The sequence below is a fragment of the Nocardioides sp. NPDC000445 genome (genome assembly GCF_040300245.1).
GTDB lineage: Bacteria > Actinomycetota > Actinomycetes > Propionibacteriales > Nocardioidaceae > Nocardioides.
In genome coordinates, this window is the sequence record NZ_JBEPDH010000045.1 from 1 (window position 1) to 3,439 (window position 3,439).

The 3,439-nt window shown below is 55.0% G+C and carries 1 rRNA gene; it reads right to left on the reverse strand.

Going from position 1 to position 3,439, the window contains the following annotated elements:
- Positions 1-25 precede the first annotated feature (25 nt).
- Positions 26-3,116, reverse strand: a 23S ribosomal RNA gene (locus tag ABT304_RS30770).
- Between the last annotated feature and the right edge of the window lie 323 nt (positions 3,117-3,439).

Consider the following 3,439-nt stretch of genomic DNA (forward strand, 5'->3'; position numbering starts at 1 on the left):
TTGTTGTTTTTGTTGAGGGTTTATGAAAGATAAGCCCTCGGCCTATTAGTACCGGTCGGCTGGGCATCACTGCTGTACACCTCCGGCCTATCAACCCCATAGTCTGTAGGGGGCCTTAACCCATAAAGGGTGGGAAACCTCATCTTGAAACGTGCTTCCCGCTTAGATGCGTTCAGCGGTTATCACTTCCGAACGTAGCCAACCAGCCATGCACCTGGCGGTACAACTGGCACACCAGAGGTTCGTCCATCCCGGTCCTCTCGTACTAGGGACAGCCTTTCTCAAGTTTCCTACGCGCGCGGCGGATAGGGACCGAACTGTCTCACGACGTTCTAAACCCAGCTCGCGTGCCGCTTTAATGGGCGAACAGCCCAACCCTTGGGACCTACTCCAGCCCCAGGATGCGACGAGCCGACATCGAGGTGCCAAACCATCCCGTCGATATGGACTCTTGGGGAAGATCAGCCTGTTATCCCCGGGGTACCTTTTATCCGTTGAGTGACCACGCTTCCACATGCCGTGGCCAGATCACTAGTTCCGACTTTCGTCCCTGCTCGACATGTCTGTCTCACAGTCAAGCTCCCTTGTGCACTTACACTCGCCACCTGATTGCCAACCAGGCTGAGGGAACCTTTGAGCGCCTCCGTTACACTTTAGGAGGCAACCGCCCCAGTTAAACTACCCATCAGGCACTGTCCCTGAACCAGATCATGGTCCGAAGTTAGACATCTAGTACGACCAGAGTGGTATTTCAACGATGACTCCACACACACTGGCGTGTGCGCTTCACAGTCTCCCACCTATCCTACACAAGCCGAACCAAACACCAATACCAAACTATAGTAAAGGTCCCGGGGTCTTTCCGTCCTGCCGCGCGTAACGAGCATCTTTACTCGTAGTGCAATTTCGCCGAGTCCACGGTTGAGACAGCGCCCAAGTCGTTACTCCATTCGTGCAGGTCGGAACTTACCCGACAAGGAATTTCGCTACCTTAGGATGGTTATAGTTACCACCGCCGTTTACTGGGGCTTAAATTCTGAGCTTCGCCGTGAGGCTAACCCGTCCTCTTAACCTTCCAGCACCGGGCAGGAGTCAGTCCGTATACATCGTCTTACAACTTCGCACGGACCTGTGTTTTTAGTAAACAGTCGCTTGGGCCTGGTCTCTGCGGCCCTTCACGCTTCCCCCAGCTAGTGGGTTCACGATCCGGGCCCCCCTTCTCCCGAAGTTACGGGGGCATTTTGCCGAGTTCCTTAACCATGGTTCGCTCGATCGCCTCGGTATTCTCTACCTGATCACCTGAGTCGGTTTGGGGTACGGGCGGCTCATGACTCGCTAGAGGTTTTTCTCGACAGCATAGGATCATCGACTTCCCCAAACGGGTCCGTATCACGTCTCAGGCATACAGTGTGCGGATTTGCCTACACACAGCCCTACACGCTTACCCGTAGACAACCATCGCTACGGTTCGACTACCTTCCTGCGTCACCCCATCACTTGACTACTACACACTTGGGTCCCATGTTCCACACACACGCCTCACCCCGAAGGGATCGGTCACGCATGCTTCAGATGGTTAGCATCATGCGCCTCATCATGGGCGTCACTTCGCCGGTACGGGAATATCAACCCGTTGTCCATCGACTACGCCTGTCGGCCTCGCCTTAGGTCCCGACTTACCCAGGGCAGATTAGCTTGACCCTGGAACCCTTGATCAATCGGCGGATGTGTTTCTCACACATCATTCGCTACTCATGCCTGCATTCTCACTCGCGTACCGTCCACCGCTGGATCACTCCGCTGCTTCACTCGATACACGACGCTCCCCTACCCACCCCGGAAAACCGGAGTGCCATAGCTTCGGCGGATAACTTGAGCCCCGCTACATTGTCGGCGCGGAATCACTTGACCAGTGAGCTATTACGCACTCTTTCAAGGGTGGCTGCTTCCAAGCCAACCTCCTGGTTGTCACTGCGACTCCACATCCTTTTCCACTTAGTTATCGCTTAGGGGCCTTAGCTGATGGTCTGGGCTGTTTCCCTCTCGACAATGGAGCTTATCCCCCACTGTCTCACTGCTGCGCTCTCACTTACCGGCATTCGGAGTTTGGCTAACGTCAGTAACCTGGTCGGGCCCATCGGCTATCCAGTGCTCTACCTCCGGCAAGAAACACGCAACGCTGCACCTAAATGCATTTCGGGGAGAACCAGCTATCACGAAGTTTGATTGGCCTTTCACCCCTAACCACAGGTCATCCCCTCCATTTTCAACTGAAGTGGGTTCGGTCCTCCACGCCGTCTTACCGGCGCTTCAACCTGCCCATGGCTAGATCACTTCGCTTCGGGTCTAGAGCGCGCGACTCAATCGCCCTATTAGGACTCGCTTTCGCTACGGCTTCCCCACACGGGTTAACCTTGCCACACACCGCTAACTCGCAGGCTCATTCTTCAAAAGGCACGCCATCACCCCCACTGCCCAAAGGCCGGCCGGGCTCTGACGGATTGTAGGCACACGGTTTCAGGTACTATTTCACTCCCCGCCAGGGGTACTTTTCACCTTTCCCTCACGGTACTGGTCCGCTATCGGTCATCAAGAAGTATTTAGGCTTAGCGGGTGGTCCCGCCAGATTCACACGACATTCCACGAGTGCCGTCCTACTTGGGAAGTACATCAACCCAGCCAAACACATACGACTACGGGGCTATCACCCGCTACGGCCCAGCTTCCCAACTGGTTCACCTTCATGCTTGGTTTCTTACTGAGCTCACCGCCGGCAGACGATGAAAGACATATCCCACAACCCCGACTACCCAACAACTGCCGTCTATCACAGGTAACCGGTTTGGCCTCATCCGATTTCGCTCGCCACTACTCTCGGAATCACTATTGTTTTCTCTTCCTACGGGTACTGAGATGTTTCACTTCCCCGCGTTCCCTCCACACGCCCTATAGATTCAGGCGCAGGTAACACGACATGACTCGTGCTGGGTTTCCCCATTCGGACACCCCCGGATCAACGCTCGGTTGCCAACTCCCCAGGGCTTATCGCAGGCTCCAACGTCCTTCTTCGGCTCTTGATGCCAAGGCATCCACCATGTGCCCTTCATAGCTTATCTCTCACAAACACTCAACAAAAACAACAAACCAACAACCACACACACGCATCACGCATGCCTGCAATCATCGAGCTTGTCTGCGCTACGAAGACCAACACACACCAACACCCCGATCACAGATCAAAGCGCCTACAAGGTGTGTGCATTCTTATTAAACAAGATGCTCGCGTCCACTATCCAACTATCAACATCCAACCAGGTCACCCTGGCCGGCCAGCCCGCACAACCCCATCCAGCACTCACGAGCGCCTTCAGGCGAAGGGGGCGAGAGAAAGTCACGTGTGTGATTCCTCAGGGCCCAACAGTGTGTCAAGACCAACCGG